The following is an 18,364-nucleotide window of genomic DNA, read 5'->3' as shown; positions in this document are numbered from 1 at the left end:
GTCAGAATCAAACCCGATCAGGCCAGCGTCCGCTCCAGAATGTCGGCCACATCGCGCGACAACTGCGGCTTGGTCTGGATCGAGCGCAGCGCCGCTTCCGCAAGGGTCCGACGCTTCGGTTCGTAGGAGCGCCAGGAGCGGAAGGTGACGAGCAGCCGTGCCGCGAGCTGCGGGTTGGCCGCGTCGAGCCGCGAGATGACGCCGGCGACGAAGCCGAAGCCCTTACCGTCGGCGCGCCCGAACTGGGTGGGGTTCGAGGTGGCAAAGGCGCCGACCAAGGCCCTTACGCGGTTCGGATTGCCGAAGGAGAACGCGGGGTGCTCCGTCAGCGCCATGACCCTGTCTAGCGTGTCGGGCAGTGGTGCCGACGCTTGGGCCGACAGCCACTTGTCGACGACCAGCGGCACAGTGCCGAACCGCTCGAAGAAGGCGGCAAGCGCCGCTTCGGCGCCCGCATCTCCGCGATGGACGAGAACGGTCAACGCCGCGAGGCGGTCGGTCATGTTGGTCGCCGTCTCGAACCGTCGGCGCACCAGATCCATGGCATCGCTCGAGCCCGTGACCGACAGGAGGTCGAGCGCGGTGTTGGCGAGCGCCCGTCGGCCGGAGCCGGCCGCATCCGGCACGTAGGGCTGGCCGGCGGCGGTCTGGTCGGCCTCGACGATCGACTTGAGGCGCACCCCGAGCCGATCGGCGATCGTGCGCCGATAGGCCTTGTGGGCGTTGGCCACGGCGTCCGGGTCGACATTCTCTGCCACTTCGCGGGCGACGTCGTTCTCGCTGGGCACCGCCAGCAGCAGGGCCTTGAAGGCGGCATCCAGCGAGCTGTCGTCGATCAGGGCGCCCAACGCGTCGATCGGCGCCGTCTCGAAAGTCGGTACCTGTCCGGCGCGCACCTGCTGGGTCGCCTTGACCAGGGCGGTCATGGCCAGCGTGGTACCGGCTTGCCACCGGTTGAAGCTGTCGGCGTCATTGGCCAGAAGGAAGATGAGGTCGGCGGACGACAGTGCCTGCCGCACCTTGACCGGCGCCGAGAAGCCCCGGAACAGCGAAGGGACAGGTCGCGACGACAGGCCTTCGAAGGTGACGGTGTGCAAGGGCTGCGTCAGGACCAACGTGCCGCCATTCACCTCGGCTCCGGCGATCGAGGAGGGGTGCATGTCGCCGCCATCGGGGCCGACGAGGCCGAAGCGTACCGGGATGACGCGCGGCTTCTTCGTCTGCTGTCCGGGCGTGGCCGGCGTTTCCTGTGTCAGGGTCAGCGTGAAACGCCCTGATGCCTCGTCCCAGGATTCCTCGACGGTGACGATGGGCGTTCCCGCCTCGCGATACCAGACCATGAAGGGCTCGAGATCGCGGCCGGAAGCCTCGGCAAAGCAGGCGATGAACTGCTCGATCGTGGCGGCCTCGCCGTCATGCCGGGTGAAATAAAGGTCCATGCCGCGCGCAAACGCGTCGTCGCCGATCAGCGTCTTCAGCATGCGGATGACCTCGGCGCCCTTCTCATAGACGGTCGCCGTGTAGAAGTTATTGATTTCCTTGTATTGCTCGGGCCGAACCGGGTGCGCCAACGGGCCACCGTCCTCAGGGAACTGCTGGCTCCTGAGCAGGCGGACGTCGGAAATGCGCTTCACCGCCCGCGAGCGCATGTCGGAGGAAAACTCCTGGTCGCGGAAAACGGTCAGACCTTCCTTGAGGCAAAGCTGGAACCAGTCGCGGCAGGTGATGCGGTCGCCGGTCCAGTTGTGGAAATACTCGTGGGCGATCACCGCCTCGATGCCGGCATAGTCGGCGTCGGTGGCGATTTCCGGATCGGCCAGCACGTATTTGTCATTGAAGACGTTGAGGCCCTTGTTTTCCATGGCCCCCATGTTGAAATCGGACACGGCGACGACATTGAAAACGTCGAGGTCGTACTCGCGACCGAAAACCTCCTCGTCCCACTTCATGGAGCGCTTCAGCGAGTCCATGGCATAGGCCGCCTTCGGCGCGTTGCCCTTCTCGACATAGACGGCAAGCATCACCTTGCGGCCGCTCATCGTCGTGAACTCGTCCTCGAAGGCGGCGAGGGCGCCAGCGACCAGCGCGAACAGGTAGCTCGGCTTTGGCCAGGGATCGTGCCAGATGGCGAAGTGCCGCCCATCTCCGAGATCGCCCACCGACACCGGATTACCGTTGGACAGCAGGACCGGCGCTTCGCTCTTCGGCGCCGTGATCTTCACGGTGAACACGCTGAGCACGTCCGGCCGGTCGTAATAGTAGGTGATGCGGCGGAAACCCTCAGCCTCGCACTGAGTGCACCAGGTGCCGGACGAACGATAGAGGCCCATCAGCTTGGTGTTGGCGGCCGGATCGAGGCGGGTGGTCATTTCCAGACGGAAGGCGCCGTTGGGCGGCACCTTGACGGTCAGATGATCGGGCGTTGCCTCATACTCGTCCTGCGAGAGTTCCCGGCCATCGATCGCCACGCGAACGAGCGTCAACTCGTCGCCATCGAGGACCAGTGGCTCGCCAAAGGTGCCGTCGCGCGGCGAAATGGCCAGCGTCGCGGCCACCAGGGTTTCCTTGGCCGTCAGGTTGAAGTCGAGGTCGACCTTGTCGATGGCGTAGGGGGTGGGCTTGTAGTCGGAGAGACGGATGACGGGGGAAGATTCGTGGGACACGGTGTGCAACCTATTGTCAATGCAAGCGGCGCGGAGCGCCGAAATCGGGTGGCCGGCGGCGGTCGACGATGCAAAGGTTGTAAGGTCGAATGGAGCAAATGCAAACTCATCTTTGCGAGTGCGTCGCGATGTGAAGGCAAATCCCGAAGCCGTGAAGTGGCGTGCGGCGCCGCATGAAGCTCGGCGAACCGAGGTTCGTCCGCGTTTGAGGCGAGGGAAGGGCAGAGCCTTTACAACCTGACGCGCTTCGCCTATGGGTGAGGCATGAACGGTTTTGTCGCCCTGAACGCATCCTGGTGGTGGCGCTTCTCTTGAAGAGAGCGGCCGACGCGGTGTGTCCAGGTGGGACGAAATGAGCGAGGGCTGCTCCGGGAGACCGGACCGGCCCTTTTTGTTGAGGTGTCCTAGGCGGTCTCCCTGAGTGGCTACAGGGGAGATTGCGATGGTCAAGAACGACGCCGAAACCGGTTTTTCAGGCAAGAGAGAGTCATTCGTCACCGCCGGTGGCGTGGAGGTGGCGCGCAGTGCGCGGCCCGACCACTACAAGACGGCGATTTCAGGTTATTTCGACAAGCTTGATACGCGCCGAGGCGCCGTTCTGTCGTCCAACTACGAGTATCCCGGACGATACTCGCGCTGGGACATCGCTTTCGTCGATCCGCCGGTGGCGATCACCGCGCGTGGCCGAAAGGTCACCATCGAGGCGCTCAACGCCCGTGGCCGCATCCTGCTCCCCGCTTTCGTCGCCGCCGTTCGCGGCCCCGATCTCGCGTCTTTCTCCGTTGATGACGTGTTGATCTCGCTTGAGGTGAAGACGCCTGAGGGCGGCTTTGCCGAAGAGGATCGCTCGCGCCAGCCCTCGGTCTTCTCCGTGCTACGTCGCATCATCGCGAAGTTCGCGACGCCGGAGGACGACAAGCTCGGCCTCTGGGGCGCCTTCGGCTACGATCTTGCCTTCCAGTTCGACAGCGTCGACTTCAAGCTGCCGCGTCCCGACGACCAGCGCGACCTCGTGCTCTATTTCCCCGACGAGATCGTCGTCGTCGACCATCACCGCGCCGCCGCCACCATCTATTCCTATGACTTCGTCGTCGAAGGACGCCTGACCGTCGGGTTGCCGCGCGACGGCGAGGCCCAGCCCTTCAAGGTCGCCGATCGCGACCCTGGGCGCGGCGACCACCAGCCCGGCGAATACGCGTCGTCCGTCAGCAAGGCCGTCGAGTATTTCCGGCGCGGCGACCTGTTCGAGGTGGTGCCGGGACAGGTGTTTTATGAGAAGCCGTCCTCGTCGCCGTCGGCCATCGCCCGTCGCCTTCAGCAGACCAACCCCGCGCCCTTCGGCTTCATGTTCAATCTCGGCGCGTCCGAATATCTGATCGGCGCCAGCCCTGAGATGTTTGTGCGCGTCACCAATGGCAAGCGTGTCGAAACCTGCCCGATCTCCGGCACCATCCGGCGCGGCCGCAACGCCATCGAAGACGAGGAGCAGGTCCGCATCCTACTCAACTCCAAGAAGGACGAAGCCGAGCTCACCATGTGCTCGGACGTCGACCGCAACGACAAGAGCCGCATCTGCGAGCCGGGTTCCGTCCGCGTCATCGGCCGCCGTCAGATCGAGATGTACTCGCGCCTCATTCACACCGTCGATCACATCGAGGGGCGGCTGCGCGATGGCATGGACGGGCTCGACGCCTTCCTGAGCCATGCCTGGGCGGTGACGGTGACCGGCGCGCCCAAACTGTGGGCCATGCAGTTCATAGAGGACAACGAAAAGAGTTGTCGTGCGTGGTACGGCGGCGCCGTCGGCGCTTTCCTGATGAATGGCGACGTCAACACCGGCCTGACCCTCAGGACGATCCGCCTCAAGGATGGCATCGCCGAGGTGCGCGCCGGTGCGACGCTTCTCTACGACTCGGTTCCGGAGGATGAGGAGAAGGAAACCGAGCTGAAGGCCTCGGCCCTGATCGCCGCCATTCGCGAGGCCGGTGATGCTCCGGTCGCCGCCGCGTCGGAGGCGCGTGAGGCCATCGGCTCGGGCATGCGCATCGTGCTGGTCGACCATGAGGACAGCTTCGTTCACACGCTGGCCAACTATTTCCGGCAGACCGGCGCCGAGGTGAAGACGCTGCGCGCCTCGAAGGGAAAGGGTATCGACCCGGCTATGATCGCCGCCGAGAAGCCCGACCTGCTCGTCATGTCTCCGGGGCCGGGCAATCCTTCCGACTTTCATTGTGCGCGGACGATCGCGGCGGCGCGGCAGCTTGGCTTGCCGGTCTTTGGCGTCTGTCTGGGATTGCAGGCGATGGTGGAGGCTTTCGGCGGCAAACTGGCGCAGCTCTCGATCCCCTATCACGGCAAGCCGTCGAAGATCGCAGTTTCCGCCAACTCGCTGCTGTTCAAGGGGCTGTCGTCCGAGATCGTCATTGGCCGCTACCACTCGCTCCACGCCGACCGCGCGCATTTGCCCGACGCATTCCGCGTGACGGCGGAGACCGAAGACCGGGTGGTCATGGCCATCGAGCACCAAAGCGAACCCTTCGCGGCCGTCCAGTTCCACCCCGAATCGATCATGTCCTTGTCGGCGGACGCAGGCCATGTGATCGTCGAGAATGCTATCCAGGGTTTAGTTGGGTTCAAGGCAAAGGGCCAATAGTGACGATGCCAATGGCGATCGTCCAATGGACTGCAACCAATCGAGCATTTGTCGCCACGGATCACCACAACCATTGATCCGTGGCGGCAAGAACGTCACGAGACCGTCGTCACCAACCTCTGCCGAGGGAGATTCTCTCGCGGCATAAGGAGTCCTGCATGGTGCTTTATGTATTATATTCAAATAGATAGGCTTGAGAAGCCGACGGCGGGCTCCCATTTGCAACCTGTTGCAAGGATGTCGCACTCGAATGGTGTTTTGAATGTTTCTGCGATGTTGCGAACGAAAATCAGGCTGTGACGGCTTTTGGCGCTGGAAGATTGCGAGCGACGCGCTATCATAAAAATTGCGACAACGTTGCTGGCTCAACTCGTCGCGGGGTTAGCAGCCCCTTTCCGCGGTTTCGCGGACTAGCGGTCCAAACAACTAGAGGGCGCAAGCCCTCTTTTTTTGTCCAGCCTCCAAGCCGAGCTTTTTTCGACGATTGTCGCTGCCGTCATTCCGAGCGGAGGGTCCCCTTTGCCTCTCTGGCGTGAGCGCGATCTCCGGCAGGGTGGGGCCAACACGCTTGCACGGCCTAGCTTGAGCTTCCGTCTGTCGCTCAGGGAAAAGGCTTGATCCCCGTGTTTCTGCTCAAATTTGCGCCTTGACCCTTCGTTTTTTTTACCGAAAGATCAAGGAAACAGAAGGGCGGAGAAAAACCGCCGGGGAATAGCGGACAAAGCAATCGGAACATCTGGTTCGGGGCGATTTTCACTGCCCTGAGTCACGTTCGGATCAAAGACATCGGATGCGCCAAACTGGCTGATCCGGTGAACGGGATTTCTTTGTCTTCGTCATTACTTCGCACAAGCCACGGGACAAACATTCATGCCGGACATTTCTGCGGGACGCCTCGCGGCGGACGATTACGGTAAGAACTTCTCGGATGTTCATCCGCCGCTCAGCGCGCATGAGGCTGTCGTCGAAAGCGATCGCTGTTATTTTTGCTTCGATGCGCCGTGCACCAATGCTTGCCCGACCTCGATCGACATACCACTATTCATCCGGAAGATCGGAACGGGCAACGTCGAAGGCGCCGCCGAGACAATATTCGAGTCCAACATTCTCGGCGGTATGTGCGCCCGCGTCTGTCCGACGGAGACCCTCTGCGAGGAAGCCTGCGTGCGCAATGCCGCCGAGGAAAAGCCGGTACGCATCGGTCTTCTCCAGCGCCACGCCACCGACACCTATATTGAGCGTCACTCGACCTACGGCGTCCGCGCGCCGGCCACCGGCCGCAAGGTTGCAGTCGTCGGCGCCGGCCCGGCGGGCCTCGCCTGTGCGCACGAACTGGCGCTGAGAGGCCACGACGTCACCATCATCGAAGCGCGCGGCAAGGCGGGCGGGCTGAACGAGTTCGGCATCGCCGCCTATAAGGCGACCGATGGCTTTGCCCAGCGCGAGGTGGACTTTGTTCTCGGCGTCGGCGGCATCACCGTCGAGTCCGGAAAGGCGCTTGGCCGCGACTTTGCGCTGGCCGATCTTCGCTCCAACTATGATGCCGTTTTCCTCGGGCTTGGCCTTCAAGCCGTCAATGCCCTCGGTGTCGAGGGCGAGGAGACGGCGGGCGTCGTCGATGCGGTTCGCTGGATCGAGGATCTCCGCCAATCGCAGGACAAGTCGGCCATCGAGGTTGGTTCGCGCGTCGTGGTCATTGGCGGCGGCATGACGGCGGTGGACGCCGCCGTGCAGGCCAAGAAGCTCGGCGCCGACGAAGTCACCATCGCCTATCGGCGCGGGCCGGCCGAAATGGGCGCCAGCCGCTACGAGCAGGAGCTCGCCCAGGTGAACGGCGTGCGCATCCTGCATTGGGTGGCGCCCAGGCAGGTGGTGTCGGAAGGCAATGCCGTCTCCGCCGTCGAGTTCGAACGGACGGCGCTCGATGCCTCTGGCCGGCTCACCGGAACCGGCCGAGCCCTTCGCCTCACCGCCGACCAGGTGATGAAGGCGATCGGGCAGACCTTCGTTTCCGGAGTGGTGGAGACGGTTGCCCTCGATGGCGGGCGGATCGCGGTTGACGAGGAGATGCGGACGTCGCTTGCCAAGGTGTGGGCCGGTGGCGACTGCGTCCGTGGCGGTGAAGACCTCACCGTTCAGGCCGTCGATCACGGCAAGCGCGCCGCCCTTTCCATCCACGCCGCCCTTTCCGTCTGAAGGAGTTCCGACATGGCCGATCTCCGTAGCAATTTTCTTGGCATCAAGTCGCCGAACCCCTTCTGGCTGGCCTCGGCGCCGCCCACCGACAAGAAGTATAATGTCGAACGCGCCTTCCGGGCCGGCTGGGGCGGTGTCGTCTGGAAGACGCTCGGCGAGGATCCCGCCGTCGTCAACGTCAACGGTCCGCGTTATGGGGCGATTCATTCGGGCGATCGCCGCCTCGCCGGCCTCAACAACATCGAGCTGATCACCGACCGCCCGCTGGAACTGAACCTCCGCGAAATTGCCGAGGTGAAGAAGGCTTGGCCCGACAGGGCGCTGGTTGTCTCGCTGATGGTGCCTTGCGAAGAGCGGAACTGGAAGTCGATCATCGCCCGCGTCGAGGAGACAGGCGCCGACGGCCTCGAACTCAACTTCGGCTGTCCGCATGGCATGAGCGAGCGCGGCATGGGCTCGGCGGTGGGGCAGGTGCCCGAGTATATCGAGATGGTCGCCCGCTGGTGCAAGGAAGCCACCCGCATGCCGGTGATCGTCAAGCTGACGCCCAACATCACCGACATCCGCTATCCGGCCCGCGCCGCCAAGAAGGGTGGGGCGGATGCGGTGTCGCTCATCAACACCATAAACTCCATCGTCGCGGTGGATCTCGACAGCTTCGCTCCGGTCCCCACCATCGATGGCAAGGGCAGTCACGGCGGCTATTGCGGACCGGCCGTGAAGCCGATCGCCCTCAACATGGTCGGCGAGATCGCCCGCGACCCGGAAACCTATGGCCTGCCGATCTCCGGTATCGGCGGCATCGAGACCTGGCGCGACGCGGCGGAATACATCGCGCTCGGCTGCGGCACTGTGCAGGTTTGCACGGCGGTGATGACCTACGGCTTCAAGATCGTCGAGGAGATGATCGACGGCATGAAGAAGTACATGGACAGCCATGGCTTCTCCACCATTGAGGATTTCCGTGGTCTCGCCATCAAGAACATATCCGACTGGAAGTACCTTAACCTCAACTACATCGCAAAGGCGAAGATCGACCAGGATCTCTGCATCAAGTGCGGTCGCTGCCATATCGCCTGCGAGGACACCTCGCATCAGGCGATTACCCACATGGTCGACGGCGTCAGGCGCTTCGAGGTGAAGGACGAAGAGTGCGTCGGCTGCAATCTCTGCGTCAACGTCTGTCCGGTCGAAGGTTGCATCACCATGCAGCCGATGGCGCCCGGTTCGGTCGATCCGCGCACCGGCAAGGTGGTGTCGCCCCAGTATGCCAACTGGACTACCCATCCGAACAACCCCTCGGCCGTCGCAGCCGAGTGAAACCGGCCGACACTAAGCAATGATCCGGAGCGGTCGCGGCATGGTCGTGCCGCGATACTCCCCCCATTTGAAGGGCGCTGGCGGGCGAGTTTTGGGCTCGTCGCCGGCTGGGGGGAGAAACGAATGCCGCATCGCTGTCCTTGGTACCTGGGCTATTTCCTGCTCAATCCACTGCGCAAGCTGCGTCAGCATCCGGGGCGGATGCTGGAGCCGCATGTCAAGCCGGGCTTCCGGGTTTTGGAGCCCGGACCCGGCATGGGCTATTTTACGCTCGAACTGGCGCGTCTCGTCGGACCGACCGGCAAGGTTCATGTGGTCGACATCGAACCGCGCATGCTGGCCGCACTCGCCCGTCGCGCCAGATCGGCGGGCTTGGAGACGCGGATCGACATGCGCCTCGGGCGCGAGGACGGCCTTGGCGTTGGCGACCTTGAAGGAGAGATCGACTTCGTGCTTGCCTTCGCGATGGTTCACGAGCTTGGCAATGTCGCGGGCTTCTTCAGCGAAGCGGCGGCGGTCATGAGGTCAGGCGCGCGCCTGCTTCTGGCCGAGCCGCAGGGACATGTATCTGAAGCATCCTTTGCCTTGGAATGCGCGGCGGCCGAAGCCGCCGGCCTTGTCGTTGTCGATCGTCCGAGTATCTGGCAGAGCCGGGCCGCCGTCCTTGCCAAGGCGTGAGCCATTGGTCAGGCGTCGACGGCTTGCCGACGCTCCTCTCGGATGCGGGCCGTGATGCCGGCGACCTCCGAAAGAGCGGCGCGCATCGTTCGTGTCCGCTGGTCGTCGGAAATGTTGACGCCCTCGGCGCGGACAATGTCGATGTCCTTGATGCCGAGCAGGCGGAAGAAGGAGCGAAGATAGGGATCGACGAAGTCTTCTTCCGGCCCACGGTGAAAGCCGCCGCTCGCATAGGCGACAATGATTTTCCGCCCCCCGGCCAGCCCTTCCGGGCCGTTCTCGGTGTAGCGGAACGTCTTGCGGGGGATGGAAACCGAGTCGATCCATGCCTTGAGGCGGGCCGGGACGCCGAGGTTATACATCGGTGCGCCGATGACGATGACGTCCGCAGCGAGAAACTCATCGGCGGCGGGGCTGTCGCCCTGCCGTGGGTCGATCACGGGGGACTCCTCTGTCGTCATGTCGTGATAAATCACCGGCTCGTCCGTGCCTTCGACGAGGCCTGCGACGATGGCAGCGGTCAACTGACGCGAGATGGAACCATCTTTCTGGATGCTTGAATCAATATGAAGAACCGTCACTGGGTGTGCTCCGGCGGTGGGGATCGCCGAAAGACTAGCCCAGTCACCGATGGTCTGTTATCTGCATTTGGTCAATCAATATCGAGTTTGGGCCAAGGTGGCGAGTACCTGCAACAACCGTCTCATCGAGAGCGAAACCACCCACTGTTCGCCGCTTCACAGCCACGGGCAGGGGCAGCTTACGTATATCGAGCAAGGGGTTCTGAGCTTGGAGGCGGAGGGGCGCGTCTGGGCGGTTCCTCCAGGGAGTCTTCATTGGATTCCCGCCGGGGTCTTGCATGCGTCCCGCTCGCACGGCGAGGTCCGCTTCTGGCTGACGCTTGTTTCGGATGCCTTCGCGCGCCGGTTGCCTGGTCATATCGCAGTGCTCGAGGCCTCTCCGCTGCTTGTTGGCGCCCTGGATCGGCTGCGGCTTTTGTCGGCGGGTGATCAGCTCGCCAAACCGTTGCTCGATATCGTTGCCCACGAGGTCAATACCCACGCCGGCAACGCTCTTGGCATGAGACTGCCGACGCCACCTCGCATGCGCGCATGGGCCCAGGCCTTCCTTGCGTCGCCAAGCGTCAAGACGAGCATCGATGTGGTGGCGAAGGACGTGGCCATGTCGCGCCGGAGCTTCACGCGGCATTTTGAACGAGAGGTCGGCATGACCTTCTCCGCCTGGAAGCGGGCGGTCATTGTCCATCGGGCGACAATGCGATTGGCCGAAGGAGCCAGCGTGGGCGAAGTGGCTCTTGAGGTCGGTTACGAGAGCGTCAGCGCCTTTATTGCGATGTTCAGAACCGCATGCGGTCGTTCCCCCGGCGAGGTTCGGCGCCGGGCGGAGGCGTGATCAGCCGCGCGTCGGCAGTATGCCGCGCATCAAGACGCCGATCACCGTGTCGGAGGCGGCACGGAAGGTGGCGGGATCCTCGACGCCACGCCCCAACACCGAGCGGATCTGCGCGTCGAAGTCGGCATAATGCTGCGTCGTCGCCCAGATCATGAAGATCAGGTGGACCGGGTCGACGTCGAGGAGCTTGCCGTCCCGGATCCAGCGGCGGATGACCTCGGCCTTTTCTTCGACGATCGACTTGAGGTCGGTCCTGAGTACCGCGTCGAGATGTGGCGCGCCGAGCAGCACTTCGCCGATGAACAGCCGGCTTTCATGGGGAAAGTCGCGCGACTGTTCGAGCTTCTGGCGAATGTAGCCGGTGAGTTCGGTCTCGGGGTCGCCATCCTCGGCCATTTCCCCGAACGGCGCCAGCCACATGTCGAGCGTGCGCGTCAGCACCGCCGTGTAGAGATCGTGCTTGCGGCGGAAGTAATAGAGAAGGTTCGGCTTGGACATGCCGGCCTTCTCGGCGATCTGGTCGACAGTGGCGCCACGGAAGCCATAGCGCGAGAAAACCTCCAGCGCCGCGTCGAGGATTCGCTCCTCGTTTTCGGCCTGAATGCGCGTCCGCTTCTTGGAGCCCCGCGCACGGGCCAGATCCTGACCTTCAATCGCTGTTTCGTAACTCATGAAGCGAATGTCCACGCATTCCCGAAGTTCGGCAAGCCCGGATCGGCGGCAAAACGCTGGTCGCGGTGGAAGAATTTGTCCGGATGGTCAGAAGCTCGGCGGCGTGCACACGGAGATGACCTCGCAGACGTGGTCACCGACGTTGCGGAAGCGGTGGGGTTCGTTGCTCTTGAAGTAGTAGGCTTCGCCGGGACCGAGCACCTGGCGCTTGTCGCCGACGATCACCTCGAGCTGTCCCTTCAGCACGATGCCGCCTTCCTCGCCCTCGTGGCGCAGGTGGATGCGGCCCGAGCTGCCGCCGACCTCGTAGCGTTCGGAGAGGATCTGCAGCGCCTTGCCGGTCAGGTCGCGCCCCACCTGGCGATAGGAAACCCCACCGCGCCCGATCTCCATCAGGTCTTCCGCCTTGAAGAAGATCTGCTCGGCCGTCGGCTCATCCTCTGCGAAGAAGTCCGACATCGGCACCGGCAAGGCGTCGAGGATGCGCTTCAGGGCGCCGACCGACGGGCTGATGGTGTTGGATTCGATCTGGCTGACGGTGGCGTTCGAGATGCCGGCGCGTCGCGCCAGCTCGCGCTGCGACAAACCTCGCGCTTCGCGAAACCGCCTGAGCCGGCCGCCGAGATCGAGTGCCATGGCGCTCCCCCACTGTTTAGTTGTTCACTTTCCCGAACAGGTCCGCACAAACGGCCTGCATTTGCAAGGGGTGCAATCTGCACAAGATAACTGCTTGTTCAGGAAACGGGCATGTCGTTATCTACGTGTCGATCCGGACGCTGCTCGACCGCTATTCAGGCTTCGCCGTCCGCTTCGCTCGGAGATTTTCATGAACGTTCCCGTTCCCAACAACCTCGAAGCCTTCTGGATGCCGTTCACCGCCAACCGGCAGTTCAAGAAGGCGCCACGCCTGCTCGCCTCGGCCTCCGGCATGTATTACACCACCGTCGAAGGGCGGAAGCTGCTCGACGCCGCCGCCGGCCTCTGGTGCGTCAATGCCGGTCATGGCCGTCGTGAGATCGTCGAGGCGGTCGCCAATCAGGTCGGTGAGCTCGACTACGCCCCGGCCTTCCAGATGGGCCATCCCAAGGCGTTCGAGCTGGCGGCGCGGCTGACGTCGATGATGCCCAAGCCGCTCGACCACGTGTTCTTCACCAACTCCGGTTCTGAGTCTGTGGAGACGGCCCTGAAGATCGCCGTCGCCTATCAGCGGGCGCGCGGCAAGGCCAGCAAGACCCGCCTGATCGGCCGCGAGCGCGGCTATCATGGCGTCAACTTCGGCGGCATTTCGGTCGGTGGCATTCCCACCAACCGCAAGTTTTTCGGCTCGCTGCTGACCGGCGTCGACCACATGCGCCACACCCACGACATCGAGCGCAACGCTTACTCGCGCGGCCAGCCGGAATACGGCGCGGAGTTCGCCGACGAACTCGAGCGCATCATCTACCTGCATGACGCCTCCAACATCGCCGCCGTCATCGTCGAGCCGATGTCGGGATCGACCGGCGTTCTGGTGCCGCCGAAGGGCTATCTTGAGCGTCTCAGGGAGATCTGCACCAAGCACGACATCCTCCTGATCTTCGACGAGGTCATCACCGGTTTCGGCCGTCTCGGATCGCCGTTCGCCGTCGACCATTTCGGGGTGGTGCCGGATATCGTCACCACGGCCAAGGGCATCACCAACGGCGTCATACCCATGGGCGGCGTGTTCTGCTCCTCGGAGATCTACGAAGCGTTCATGACGGGGCCGGAGCACGCCATCGAGCTGTTCCACGGCTACACCTACTCGGCCCATCCGGTGGCCTGCGCCGCCTCGATGGCGACGCTCGACATCTACGCCAACGAGGGGCTGCTCAATCGCGGGCCGGAGCTCGCGCAGTATTTCGAGGATGCGCTGCACTCGCTGAAGGGGCTGCCGCACGTCATCGACATCCGCAACATCGGTCTCGTCGGCGCCATCGAGTTGCAGCCGATGGAGGGCGAGCCGACCAAGCGCGCTTTCGCCGCCTTCCTCAGCGCCTATGAGAAGGGCGTCATGATGCGCACCACCGGCGACATCATTGCCCTGTCGCCGCCGTTGATCGTCACCAAGGAGCAGATCGATTTCCTGGTGTCCGTGATCGCCGACGTGCTGAAGACGTTGCCCTGATTTGTTGGCTGATGCTGGACGAGAAGACGCCGGCCGGGACTTCCCGGTCGGCGTTTTCGTTAGGACCGATTATTGTCATTGCGCTGGCCGAACACTTGGTTCACGATATGTTCCGTATTGGCCTATCGAGAGGAGAGCGCCATGACCATGCACGGCAGTTTTTGCTGGAACGAGTTGATGACCCCCGATGTCGCCGCCGCCAAGGCTTTCTATGGCGCGGCCCTGGGCTGGACGTTTACGGAGCAAGACATGGGGGAAAACGGTCTATACACGCTGGCATTCGCTGCCGGTCAGGAGAAGCCGGTCGCCGGCATCTTCGAGTGGCCGGAGAGCGAGGCCGGTTCGCGTGACTGGTTCCCCTACATTGCCATCGATGACATCGACGAGGCGGTCGGCAAGGTGGCGCCGGCTGGTGGCAAGGTCATGCGGGGCCCGTGGGCTATTCCCGGCGTGGGCAAGGTCGCCATCGTGCTCGACGCCGCCGGGAGCGCCATCGGTTACCTCGAAGCCGAACCGAGGTGAGTTGAAGCGTCCCGAACGGTCTCCGGCTCGTCGCGTGTTCCGGCGAGCCGGTCGTTCGAAGAGTCGCGGCAAAGTGAATGCCGCCGTCGGCTTTGTCGTCCCGTCGGTCATTTTTTGGCTTGATGCCGGATCGAGCCTGCCTGCGACGATCCGGAGTCGGAGCGGGACGTGTTGTCGATGACTGTCATTACCCTGCTGGTGGCCGCTTTCTGCGGCTTGTCCCGCCGCATCGTTGCTTCGCTCGTTGGAGTGTTGATGCTGGCCATGATCGGCCTTGCCCACTTGATGGTCCGGCAGCCGATGTCGATTCATCACATTCTGCTGCATGGCTTTCATCTTCTCCTGGTTTTCAATGCTGCCTATGCCGCATCCGCGCTGATCGGTACTCTGGTGTGGTGAGTGTTGCGCGGACGAGTGCCTTGGCTTTGCTCTCGACAACTGCAAAGTGATGCGGCAGATTTTTCGCGTTCGCCGAAAACTGAGGCTTTGAGGCAGATGTTTGCTTAAAAATCACCCTTGACCATTTCAAAGGCAAACCCGACTATGCCTTTATCAATTGGTAAAAGTTTTGCCGATCCACCGTCTTGACCGATGGCTGGATGGCCGGAGATGCCGGGGGCGGCTCAATCGGCTTCGCTCTCGCGAGCAGGGGAACACAATGACGACGCCGACCGATAATTTGCGGGTGAACGGGGCGCGGCTGTGGGACAGCCTCGAGGAGATGGCGACGACCGGGCCGGGCCTGAGGGGCGGTTGCAACAGGCAGACGCTGACCGACGCCGATGCCAAGGGCAGGGCGCTGTTCAAGGCCTGGGGTGAGGCGGCCGGGATGACGCTCGGCATCGACCAGATCGGCACGATGTTCTTCACGCGGCCCGGCACGGATCCGGATGCTCTTCCGGTCTATGTCGGCAGCCACCTCGACACCCAACCCACCGGCGGCAAGTATGACGGTGTGCTTGGCGTGCTGAGCGCGCTCGAAGTCGTCCGCTCGCTCAACGATCTCGGAGTCAAGACCAAGCATCCGATTGTCGTCGTCAATTGGACCAACGAGGAAGGCGGCCGCTTCGCGCCGGCCATGCTGGCGTCGGGCGTCTTTGCCGGCGTCCACACGCTCGACTACGCCTATTCGCGCAAGGATCTCGACGGTAACGTGTTCGGCGATGAGCTGAAGCGCATCGGCTGGCTCGGCGAGGAAGAGGTGGGCGCGCGCAAGATGCACGCCTACTTCGAGTACCACATCGAGCAGGGCCCCATTCTCGAAGCCGCGGAAAAGCAGATCGGCGTCGTCACCCATTGCCAGGGGCTCTGGTGGCTTGAGTTCACGCTGACCGGCAAGGAGGCGCACACCGGTTCGACGCCGATGGACATGCGCGTCAACGCCGGTCTTGCCATGTCGCGCATCTTCGAACTGGTGCAAAAGGTGGCGATGGACAGCCAGCCGAACGCCGTCGGCGGCGTCGGCCAGGTGAAGTTCTCTCCCAATTCGCGCAACGTGTTGCCCGGCACGGTGGTCTTCACCGTCGACATCCGTTCGCCCGATCAGGACAAGCTCGACCGCATGCGGGCGATCATCGAAGCCGAAGCGCCGAAGCTTTGCGATCCCCTGGGCGTCAAGTGCGCCGTCGAGGTGGTCGGCCACTTCGATCCGGTCACTTTCGATCCGACGCTGGTCTCCCGTGTTCGCTCGGTGACCGAAAAGCTCGGCTACAGTCACATGAACATCGTCTCCGGTGCCGGTCATGACGCCTGTTGGGCCGCCAAGGTGGCGCCGACCACAATGATCATGTGCCCCTGCGTCGATGGTCTCTCCCATAACGAGGACGAGAAGATCACGCCCGAGTGGGCTGCGGCCGGCGCCGACGTGTTGCTGCATGCCGTGCTGGAAACTGCGGAGATCGTCGCCTGATGACGGGTGCGCTTCACGTCATAGCGGAGGAGGCGCCCGAAGGCCCGGATGTCGTGGCTCTGATCGAGGCGTCCGACACCTATGCGGGGGAGCGCTATCCGCCCGAGGCTTGCTTCGGTACCGATATCGCCGGTCTGAAATCTCCGGATATCGCCTTTGTCGTCGCCCGGCGCGGCGGGGTGGCGGAGGGCTGCGGTGCGGTGAAGAGCTTTGGCGACGGCACGGCCGAACTGAAGCGCATCTTCGTGTCGGATTTGGCGCGTGGATCGGGTCTCGGACGCCGAATCATGGCGCGGCTCGAGGCGATCGCGGGGGAGCGTGGCGCGAAAACGCTCTTTCTGGAGACGGGGTTGCTCAACACCGAGGCGGTGGCGATGTATCGTCGGCTCGGGTACGTCGAATGCGGTCCTTTTGCCGATTATGTCGCGAACCCCTACAGTCTGTTCATGACAAGAAAACTGACGGATGAACCGTCCAACGAGGGTTGAACCATGTCGAAGGTCATCAAGGGTGGAACCATCGTCACAGCCGATCTGACGTATGAAGCCGACGTCCTCATCGAGGGCGAGCGCATCGTCGCGATCGGTCCGGATCTCAAGGGCGACGAGGTTCTCGACGCGACCGGCTGCTACATCATGCCCGGCGGCATCGACCCGCATACCCACCTCGAAATGCCCTTCATGGGGACCTATTCGGCCGACGATTTCGACAGCGGCACCCGCGCCGGTCTGTCCGGCGGCACGACCATGGTGGTGGACTTCATCACCCCGCGCCCGGACGAGTCCATGCTGAGCGCCCTGCAGAGCTGGCACAACCGGGCGAGCCGCGCCAACAGCGACTACTCCTTCCACATGTGCGTGACCTCGTGGAACAAGACCGTCTTCGACGAGATGAAGGTGGTCATCGAGGAGAAGGGCATCAACTCCTTCAAGCACTTCATGGCCTACAAGGGCTCGTTGATGGTGGACGACGACGAGATGTTCCAGTCGTTCCAGCGGCTTGGCGAACTCGGTGGCCTGCCGATGGTGCATGCCGAGAACGGCGATGTCGTCGCCCAGATGCAGGCGAAACTCTTTGCCGAGGGCAACACCGGCCCCGAAGCGCACGCCTACTCCCGCCCGCCGGAAGTGGAAGGCGAGGCGACAAACCGCGCCATCATGCTGGCCGACATGGCCGGCGCGCCGCTCTACGTCGTGCATACGTCCTGCGAACAGGCGCATGAGGCGATCCGTCGTGCCCGCCAGAAGGGCATGCGCGTCTATGGCGAGCCGCTGATCCAGCATCTGCTGCTCGATGACAGCGAATATGCCAGCCCTGATTGGGACCATTCCGCAGCGCGCGTCATGAGCCCGCCGTTCCGCAACAAGCTGCATCAGGACAGCCTTTGGGCCGGCCTCGCCGCTGGTTCGCTGAGCTGCGTCGCCACCGATCACTGCACCTTCACCATCGCCCAGAAGCGCAATGGGCTCGGCGACTTCCGCAAGATTCCGAACGGCACCGGTGGCCTTGAAGACCGCATGCCGCTTTTGTGGACCTATGGCGTGCGTACCGGCCGGCTGACCATGAACGAGTTCGTGGCGGTCACTTCCACCAACAGTGCCAAGATCCTCAACATGTATCCCAAGAAGGGCGCCGTGCTGGTTGGCGCCGACGCCGATCTCGTCGTCTGGGATCCCAAGCGCTCCAAGGTCATCTCGCCGAAAACCCAGCAGTCGGTGATCGAGTATAACGTGTTTGACGGCTACGAGGTGATCGGCCTGCCGCGCTTCACGCTGTCGCGCGGCAAGGTGGTGGTCGAGGAAGCGACCATGAAGACCGAGGAAGGCCACGGCAAGTTCGTGCCGCGCAAGCCTTTCACGGCTGTCGCCAAGGCACTGAGCCAGTGGAAGGAAGTCGTGTCGCCGCGCCGGGTCGAGCGCGCCGGCATTCCGGTCACCGGTATCTGAAAGACGGCTCGGTCGGCCCGCTTCTTGCTTTGATTTTCGCCAGATAACGGCCTGTGGCAAGTGGCGTGGGCGTCCACCGGGCGAGAGTTTGCATGATTGGTCATGCCGTCCCGCGAGGCGGGGCGGTGGCAGGGTGGTCGCGTGGTGCGACCGGCCGAGGGAGACGTTTGTCTCCGAATTCGAGTAGGGCGAAGTCGATCGGGCTGCAGGGACTTCCGCTCCAGTTTTCATCTTCACGCATCCGCT

Annotated in this window: 15 protein-coding genes; 11 read left to right on the top strand and 4 right to left on the bottom strand. The window is 63.3% G+C overall.

The window, feature by feature from the left end:
- Nucleotides 1-17 precede the first annotated feature (17 nt).
- Complete coding sequence (gene pepN / locus M4J40_RS13035) at nucleotides 18-2,663, bottom strand: aminopeptidase N (RefSeq protein ID WP_251754575.1); 2,646 nt, start codon at nucleotides 2,661-2,663, stop codon at nucleotides 18-20.
- A 442-nt stretch (nucleotides 2,664-3,105) separates the two neighbouring features.
- Here pepN and M4J40_RS13030 point away from each other — a divergent pair, with 442 nt between their 5' ends.
- From M4J40_RS13030 to M4J40_RS13015, 4 genes are all read left to right on the top strand, one after another.
- Nucleotides 3,106-5,316 carry an anthranilate synthase component I gene (locus tag M4J40_RS13030; protein WP_251754574.1) on the top strand — a complete coding sequence of 737 codons (2,211 nt, stop codon included), beginning with the start codon at nucleotides 3,106-3,108 and terminating at the stop codon, nucleotides 5,314-5,316.
- An 870-nt stretch (nucleotides 5,317-6,186) separates the two neighbouring features.
- On the top strand, nucleotides 6,187-7,512 hold the full coding sequence (locus M4J40_RS13025; RefSeq protein WP_251754573.1) for an NAD(P)-dependent oxidoreductase: 1,326 nt from the start codon (nucleotides 6,187-6,189) through the stop codon (nucleotides 7,510-7,512).
- Between the two features lie 12 nt (nucleotides 7,513-7,524).
- Nucleotides 7,525-8,832, top strand: a complete 1,308-nt coding sequence (preA, locus tag M4J40_RS13020; protein ID WP_251754572.1) for an NAD-dependent dihydropyrimidine dehydrogenase subunit PreA — start codon at nucleotides 7,525-7,527, stop codon at nucleotides 8,830-8,832.
- 123 nt (nucleotides 8,833-8,955) lie between these two features.
- A complete protein-coding gene (locus M4J40_RS13015; protein WP_251754571.1) occupies nucleotides 8,956-9,510 on the top strand; it encodes a methyltransferase domain-containing protein in 555 nt (184 codons plus the stop codon).
- 8 nt (nucleotides 9,511-9,518) lie between these two features.
- On the opposite strand, the gene M4J40_RS13010 is transcribed toward M4J40_RS13015, so the two are convergent.
- Complete coding sequence (locus M4J40_RS13010) at nucleotides 9,519-10,091, bottom strand: NAD(P)H-dependent oxidoreductase (protein ID WP_251754570.1); 573 nt, start codon at nucleotides 10,089-10,091, stop codon at nucleotides 9,519-9,521.
- Nucleotides 10,092-10,107: 16 nt separating this feature from the next.
- Between M4J40_RS13010 and M4J40_RS13005 the strand changes: the two genes are divergently transcribed.
- Nucleotides 10,108-10,923: a helix-turn-helix transcriptional regulator gene (locus M4J40_RS13005; RefSeq protein WP_251754569.1), complete on the top strand. Its 816-nt coding sequence runs from the start codon at nucleotides 10,108-10,110 to the stop codon at nucleotides 10,921-10,923.
- Here M4J40_RS13005 and M4J40_RS13000 read toward each other — a convergent pair whose 3' ends face one another.
- Both M4J40_RS13000 and M4J40_RS12995 read right to left on the bottom strand, forming a co-directional pair.
- Nucleotides 10,924-11,595 (bottom strand): TetR family transcriptional regulator C-terminal domain-containing protein, encoded by a 672-nt coding sequence (locus M4J40_RS13000; protein WP_251754568.1) that lies wholly within the window; start codon nucleotides 11,593-11,595, stop codon nucleotides 10,924-10,926.
- Between the two features lie 87 nt (nucleotides 11,596-11,682).
- Nucleotides 11,683-12,231: a cupin domain-containing protein gene (locus M4J40_RS12995; protein ID WP_251754567.1), complete on the bottom strand. Its 549-nt coding sequence runs from the start codon at nucleotides 12,229-12,231 to the stop codon at nucleotides 11,683-11,685.
- Between the two features lie 190 nt (nucleotides 12,232-12,421).
- On the opposite strand from M4J40_RS12995, the gene M4J40_RS12990 reads away from it, so the two are divergent.
- The 6 genes from M4J40_RS12990 (at nucleotide 12,422) to hydA (ending at nucleotide 18,118) form a co-directional block, all read left to right on the top strand.
- Complete coding sequence (locus M4J40_RS12990) at nucleotides 12,422-13,741, top strand: aspartate aminotransferase family protein (RefSeq protein ID WP_257235214.1); 1,320 nt, start codon at nucleotides 12,422-12,424, stop codon at nucleotides 13,739-13,741.
- A 141-nt stretch (nucleotides 13,742-13,882) separates the two neighbouring features.
- On the top strand, nucleotides 13,883-14,263 hold the full coding sequence (locus tag M4J40_RS12985) for a VOC family protein (protein ID WP_251754566.1): 381 nt from the start codon (nucleotides 13,883-13,885) through the stop codon (nucleotides 14,261-14,263).
- A gap of 168 nt (nucleotides 14,264-14,431) precedes the next feature.
- Nucleotides 14,432-14,662, top strand: coding sequence for a hypothetical protein (locus M4J40_RS12980; RefSeq protein WP_251754565.1), 231 nt, complete (start codon nucleotides 14,432-14,434; stop codon nucleotides 14,660-14,662).
- A 259-nt stretch (nucleotides 14,663-14,921) separates the two neighbouring features.
- Nucleotides 14,922-16,172: a Zn-dependent hydrolase gene (locus M4J40_RS12975; RefSeq protein ID WP_251754564.1), complete on the top strand. Its 1,251-nt coding sequence runs from the start codon at nucleotides 14,922-14,924 to the stop codon at nucleotides 16,170-16,172.
- Nucleotides 16,172-16,660 carry a GNAT family N-acetyltransferase gene (locus M4J40_RS12970; protein WP_251754563.1) on the top strand — a complete coding sequence of 163 codons (489 nt, stop codon included), beginning with the start codon at nucleotides 16,172-16,174 and terminating at the stop codon, nucleotides 16,658-16,660. The genes M4J40_RS12975 and M4J40_RS12970 overlap by 1 nt, the downstream gene beginning before the upstream one ends.
- Nucleotides 16,661-16,663: 3 nt before the next feature.
- Complete coding sequence (hydA, locus tag M4J40_RS12965; RefSeq protein WP_251754562.1) at nucleotides 16,664-18,118, top strand: dihydropyrimidinase; 1,455 nt, start codon at nucleotides 16,664-16,666, stop codon at nucleotides 18,116-18,118.
- The last annotated feature ends 246 nt before the right edge of the window (nucleotides 18,119-18,364 follow it).

It is taken from the genome of Pleomorphomonas sp. JP5, assembly GCF_023721815.1.
Classification (GTDB): domain Bacteria; phylum Pseudomonadota; class Alphaproteobacteria; order Rhizobiales; family Pleomorphomonadaceae; genus Pleomorphomonas.
This window is presented reverse-complemented; position numbering and strand designations above follow the sequence as displayed.